This is a genomic window from Bacteroides sp. 2201st1_D9_2201SCRN_220225, from assembly GCF_040928965.1.
In the GTDB taxonomy this organism is placed as follows: Bacteria; Bacteroidota; Bacteroidia; order Bacteroidales; family Bacteroidaceae; genus Bacteroides; species Bacteroides stercoris.
Genome location: NZ_JBCODG010000033.1, coordinates 1 through 6003, shown reverse-complemented (window position 1 = coordinate 6003; position 6003 = coordinate 1). Strand labels below are relative to the sequence as shown.

Below are 6003 nucleotides of genomic sequence, written 5' to 3'. Positions count from 1 at the left end.
AGACTGTTTCTTTCTCATCTGACAAAAAATCAATACTAACGCCGACTTTCTCCAAACGGGAAAGAATCGCATATCTCGTCTCATTACATGGATACAACTTATCCTCAACATAATTCCAACGATAATTATCGATTTCCTTTTTCAATCCAAATTTTGGATATTTCAGAAAAGCTTTCTGATCTATTTCCTTTCGAGAATTCAACCAATCAAATAAAGCTACATAATCATCTTCTGTTCTCAAAAATTCCGCTGTCACATCCACATCTAAATGTAAAGTTCCATTTACTTTTTTTTCTTTTTGATATACCCGAATATTTGAAAGAAAATGCCATAAACGGAACTCCTGAAAAAGAGGGTGTGACTTGGCTATGCACTTTAAAGGAGCTTTTTTGATCTCGCCAGTTTCTCGGTTTACATATTCATTTTCTTCATAAGGACAATTAGAAATCAATGTTTTTTTAGTTTTCAATGGTCTTTGATAAAACAAAATATCATCTATTAACAGATAAATAAAATCCCTGTTAACTATATTTTTCCGTCGCATCTCATTACCCGGATATAATGCTTCAATACATCTCATATATAAATCTCTATCCCGTAACTCTGCATGAAAAGCACATTGTTTCTGCAAAATCAAATTCAGTTCCTCCTTGTAAAGCTTTCGTTCCACTGTCTTCACCAGTTTCCCTATTATTTTTTGTTGCGGTTTCTGTAACAAAGTATCATAAATATAACTTCCAACCGTTTTACGAGTATTGGCTATGTCTGCCTCTGTTCTTTTCTTTATCAACATCCAATCATCCTCTTTAGGAACTCTGAAAGAACGCTTCACCTCACCATATTTATCAAGCTTGGGAGTACCGTCCGGATTCAAATCAGTAGTTACGATAAACTCTTTTACCTGATTCTCCCAATCCAATGGAACATTACTGCTTCTACGATATATCCACCCATTTTCCAAGTGCACATTATACCATATGTCCCGACCTTTCTTTTCATCAGTCGCTTCTACCGACAATACTTTCAATGCATAAAATTCAACAGATTTTCCTGCAGCATCTTCCTCTTCTTCTCCTCTAAGCTGATAATAACCACGTTTCTGATTAAAATTCAAAAGAATCCATGCCAACTCTTCTTTACTTATCATTTCTGTTAAAGCTTTCTTACGGAGATAGTAAATTGTCCAGTCATAAGGTACTTTTTTACCATCAGACACTAATGAAGGCTGATGTTTTGCAAAATCTGCTAGCATCTCATTAAATGCTGCTTGAAATAAAAAAGTATATTTTCCTCGTTCATCCATAAGCCACGGCAGTTTAGGTTCACAGTTTGTCAAAAACTGTCCGGGATGCTTTTCAAAATCTATTTCTTTTAAATAATGTTCCGGCAAGAAGCCAAGAATCTTCAAAACTCTATGCAATCGTTCACGGCGTAGCAATTGTCGTTCCCTCAAACGACGTACCCCTCTAAAATGAGTTCTTTCAGCAGTCTGTGATATAGAACTTCCTTTGTCAAAATCTCCCAATACAGCGGAATCCATCGGAATAATTCTACTCCCTGCCATTTTTATCCAAATTCGTTCGGACTGTTTTTCTATTACAGAATTTATTACAGCCCATCCTATGCTATTACTCCCTAAATCAAGTCCAAGTATCGTTTTCATAATATTATTTTTTAATACGCTATTCAAAGTTATTTTTTTTATTAATACAAGCATTGTTTTTTCATTTTTATTTTATAGTTTTGCCAAACTAAAATGAAGCAAATCACAATAAGGATTATTCCGTTGTGAAAACATTAGGTTCCCTCGTCCTTAACGGGGGATTTTTTATTCTTAGTAAATTTCTCCCCAACACATTACTAAAAACTATATCTTTATCTGCTAATAGCTACCGAACAATTAATTAAATATTAGTTCGATTAGCTACGAAACCCGCAGCGGGATGCAAAATGCACGAAGTAACTCTGACCGACGGAAATAAAGCAAAAATTTGCATGCTTCTTACGACTACCTGCCATTAGCAGATTATCAGGCAGTAGGAAAAGCATTCCTGATACTCTATTGGGACAGCCATAGCCATTTCTGTCTTGTATGCGTCACTCCCCTATGGGAACAGCAGGCTCCTATGCCCAGCTACGCGATTGGGCACGGGCCGTCGAAGAACTAAGACTGAAAGGATTCCCTCTTGAGAGTATTCTCAAAATGGTAAAGATGCTCGCTCCGTATTTTATTACCATCTGTTGCGTCTGAGAGATAATGATGGTTATAATGATATAAGAAAATGTATCAAGACAATATATGATGACAGCAAAGGCCGCTATGAATATAGAAGAAGCTGTTTGTCTTTACGCGATTAAAAGCTACAATATCAATCATAAGACTATGCAGAAACTGATGTCTCAGATGAGATTGAAAGCAAAGCAAAAGAAACATCACTATCACTTTTATAAAGGTTTGATAGGAAACAATACGCGACATATACAATGGGGAGATAATAACAATACACTCTCCCGCAGCCCTAACCTGAAAATGGTAACAGATATGCTTAAATAGGCATTTAAGAAACACAAGAGCCTCCATACCCTGTTATTGCGCTCAGATCAAGGATAGTATTATCAGCATGCTGAAGAATAATGGCATCATACAAAATATATCCCGCCAAGGAAACTATCTGAATAACTCTATGATGGAAAATTTCTCCGGCCTGATGAAGAATGAATTGTTGTATATATAAACCACTTCGATAGCCTTGGCTGTTTTGAACGTTTAACTTTTTTGGGGCACCTCATAATGATGCACTTTCTTTGTGCATAAGAAAGAAGGCATGCTAAATTTTAGCACACCTCCATTTTTTAGAACATCTGCCGAATACAAAAGGAAAGAAACTTCGTCACAGGTTACTATGAAAAAAGCTTCATCCAGCAAAGTGAAAAATATCCTTATTAATAGGAACGTGCAAATATCACGCGGCAAGCAGACGGCTTGCCCGTAACCATACATTTGCCCGGCTCCTTGTCGCCCGGTACGAAAGAATCGAACGGAATACAGCGGATAGTGGCTTTGGTCTCTTCCTTAATCTTCTCCTCGGTTTCGGTCGTTCCGTCCCAATGAGCCAAAATAAAGCCGCCTTCTTCAATCTTTTCCTTGAACTCGTCATAGCTGTCCACCGTAGTGATACGGCTGTTGCGATAATCCAATGCTTTCTTATAAATATTCGCCTGGATTTCCTCAAGCAGGTCTTTTACATATTCCTCGATACCGTCGCAAGAGCGGGTTTCTTTCTCCAGCGTATCGCGGCGCATCACTTCCATTGTATTGTTCTCCAAGTCGCGGCCACCCATAACCAGACGGACAGGTACACCTTTCACCTCGTAATCGGCAAACTTGAAGCCCGGACGTTTGTTGTCGGCATTGTCGTACTTTACGGAGATGCCCATCGCTTTCAGTTTGGCTACGATGCCTGCCACCTTCTCGTCAATCTTGGCAAGCATTTCGGCATTCTTGTAGATAGGTACGATAACCACCTGTATCGGAGCCAAGTGCGGCGGAAGCACCAGACCGTTGTCATCGGAATGTGTCATGATAAGCGCACCCATCAAGCGGGTAGATACTCCCCAAGAAGTGGCCCATACGTATTCCAGTTTGTTTTCCTTGTTTACGAACTGCACGTCGAAAGCTTTGGCGAAGTTCTGTCCCAAGAAGTGTGAAGTACCACTCTGCAAAGCTTTGCCATCCTGCATCATCGCTTCAATGGTATAGGTGTTGAGAGCGCCGGCGAAGCGTTCGTTGGCCGACTTTACACCTTTGACAACGGGCACTGCCATGTATTTCTCGGCAAATTCGCTGTACACGTTCAGCATACGCACTGCTTCCTCTTCGGCTTCTTCGCGAGTGGCGTGAGCCGTGTGGCCTTCCTGCCACAAGAACTCTGCGGTACGCAGGAACAGACGGGTACGCATTTCCCAACGGAATACGTTTGCCCATTGGTTGCACAGGATAGGCAGGTCGCGGTAAGAGTTAATCCAGTTCTTATAGGTATTCCAAATAATAGTTTCCGAAGTAGGGCGGATGATAAGTTCTTCTTCCAGCTTTGCAGCGGGGTCCACCACTACGCCGCCGCCATTCGGGTCGTTCTTCAAACGATAGTGCGTCACTACGGCACATTCTTTGGCAAAGCCTTCCACGTGTTCCGCTTCGCGACTGAGGAATGATTTCGGAATAAGTAAGGGGAAATAAGCGTTTACGTGTCCTGTTTCCTTGAACATATCGTCCAACTGACGCTGCATCTTCTCCCAGATTGCATATCCGTAAGGCTTGATTACCATACATCCGCGCACAGCCGACTGCTCAGCCAAATCGGCCTTCACCACCAACTCGTTGTACCACTGAGAATAATTCTCGCTACGTTTGGTAAGGTCTTTCAATTCTACTGCCATTCTATTTCGTTTTTAAAGTTTTCTATTCGGGTTCATTAAACGGAGTGCAAAAGTACAAATTTCTGTGCGAAAAGTGTTTATTGTGTAAACACTATTTTTTGCATACTTTATAAATGAGAACTTTTTTCCTATTGCGAGTTATCATAATCAGTCGTTTACAAAAACAGGGGTTCACCCGCTATACTGCATGAGCAGGGAGTTGTGAAAGGTGAAGGGGTGGCTTGACATATTCCTATAAAACAAAAATCAGATAGAAATCTTGCGATGACTATCTGATTCTCTGTATGAGCGGCAAGCGAGATTCGAACTTGTGAGGGTGTCAAAAAATACACTTGAGATTTCTTTTAGGCACGGAATTACACGGATTTTACGGAAAAAGAACAAAGAAAATCTATATTTTCTGTGTAATCCCGTGCCTAAAAAGAAACAAATGGCAAGCGAATTTTAGTTTAAACATATCCTCTTTCTGTGATTTAACTTTAGGATGATGCCAAGAATTAAAAATAACCAACTTCAAATACAGCTTTTCTTATTCTGTATCATTTCTTTAGATAAGAATGCCCGTTCTTGCGATGTCGCAGTAAAGAGGATTACTCATATCCTCTATAAGCAAGACGGGTTCTATAAGGTTACTTATCTTACGTCTAAGTTTCCATAATAGAGGGGTATCTTCAAAATAGTTGTCATCCAAATGCTCTACTACTACTGCAATGTCTATATCGCTATCCTCTCTGTAATTCCCCTTGCTATACGAGCCATAGAGATAGAGAGCCTTTAATGGTAATCTTTCTGCTACCATTTCTTTATATCGCTTGGCGAGGACTATAGCTTGTTCTTTATCCATGACTGTAATTCTTTAGTTTGGCTTAAAAGTCCTATACAATATTCCTTAGTCAGACTTTTCATCAATCTCTCTTTATAAGAGGGATAACGGGCTTCAATATTAAGTGGCTCAAGTGTATCAATGAAATCCAACTGTTCTTCTGATAGTTCTTTATCTAATTCTGTTCTCTCTGCTAATCTGGATAGCGAATGTATCTTTAAAGGTACTTCCACCAAACGATTAGCCCAATATGCCTTGAGTATTTTTTCTATCGTTTGGTGGCACATGAAGCCCACATAGAGATAACGGCCTGTAAGCAACATCGCATCTGCTGTTTCCAAGTCATAATCTGACATTTCAATCCAATAAGTTACTTTACCATCCATAATACAAAGGTAATTATTCCCTTTTAAATCACAATGATTTAGCTGTAACATTTAAAAAAAACAGCAAATGATTCGTTGCTGTAACTCTGTTTGCTTATCAAGAAGATTTTCTGAATATACTCTTTATCGGGACAGATAATGTCTTTGATTTGTAGCATACCATTAAAATTGCAACACTCATACAGATGGGTATTCACCATTTGCTAAGGTTTTCCACTTGTAGCATACTACATTAATCGTTGCATTCATAAGATTTTAGTTGAGCTCATAGGGTCAACTGGGGTCAATGTAAAAACCTGAGGGGTAAATTTATAAATTGTTATCTTTGTCTCCAAATTCATAGCTTATGGAGTTAAA

At 39.3% G+C, this 6003-nt stretch carries 6 protein-coding genes; 2 read left to right on the top strand and 4 right to left on the bottom strand.

Going from position 1 to position 6003, the window contains the following annotated elements:
• The coding region (gene cas9 / locus AB5903_RS12365; RefSeq protein ID WP_368117864.1) for a type II CRISPR RNA-guided endonuclease Cas9 at window positions 1–1663 on the bottom strand (1663 nt) is incomplete at its 3' end.
• A gap of 328 nt (window positions 1664–1991) precedes the next feature.
• Between cas9 and AB5903_RS12360 the strand changes: the two genes are divergently transcribed.
• Both AB5903_RS12360 and AB5903_RS12355 read left to right on the top strand, forming a co-directional pair.
• Window positions 1992–2168, top strand: a complete 177-nt coding sequence (locus AB5903_RS12360; protein ID WP_229127166.1) for a hypothetical protein — start codon at window positions 1992–1994, stop codon at window positions 2166–2168.
• 131 nt (window positions 2169–2299) lie between these two features.
• A complete protein-coding gene (locus AB5903_RS12355; protein WP_195658196.1) occupies window positions 2300–2554 on the top strand; it encodes a hypothetical protein in 255 nt (84 codons plus the stop codon).
• A gap of 389 nt (window positions 2555–2943) precedes the next feature.
• Here the strand turns inward: AB5903_RS12355 and proS are convergent, their stop codons facing one another.
• The 3 genes from proS to AB5903_RS12340 all read right to left on the bottom strand — a co-directional run bounded on the left by proS (window position 2944) and on the right by AB5903_RS12340 (window position 5646).
• Window positions 2944–4437, bottom strand: coding sequence for a proline--tRNA ligase (proS, locus tag AB5903_RS12350; protein WP_016662800.1), 1494 nt, complete (start codon window positions 4435–4437; stop codon window positions 2944–2946).
• Between the two features lie 547 nt (window positions 4438–4984).
• Window positions 4985–5281 (bottom strand): nucleotidyltransferase domain-containing protein, encoded by a 297-nt coding sequence (locus AB5903_RS12345; protein ID WP_005653159.1) that lies wholly within the window; start codon window positions 5279–5281, stop codon window positions 4985–4987.
• Entirely contained in the window at window positions 5260–5646 is a 387-nt protein-coding gene (locus tag AB5903_RS12340; protein ID WP_016662801.1) for a HEPN domain-containing protein, read from the bottom strand. The genes AB5903_RS12345 and AB5903_RS12340 overlap by 22 nt, the downstream gene beginning before the upstream one ends.
• Between the last annotated feature and the right edge of the window lie 357 nt (window positions 5647–6003).

Coding starts and splice junctions, on each gene's coding strand:
- AB5903_RS12355 (WP_195658196.1), top strand. CDS start 2,300: ATGATGACAGCAAAGGCCGCTATGAATATAGAAGAAGCTGTTTGTCTT.
- proS (WP_016662800.1), bottom strand. CDS start 4,437: ATGGCAGTAGAATTGAAAGACCTTACCAAACGTAGCGAGAATTATTCT.
- AB5903_RS12345 (WP_005653159.1), bottom strand. CDS start 5,281: ATGGATAAAGAACAAGCTATAGTCCTCGCCAAGCGATATAAAGAAATG.
- AB5903_RS12340 (WP_016662801.1), bottom strand. CDS start 5,646: ATGGATGGTAAAGTAACTTATTGGATTGAAATGTCAGATTATGACTTG.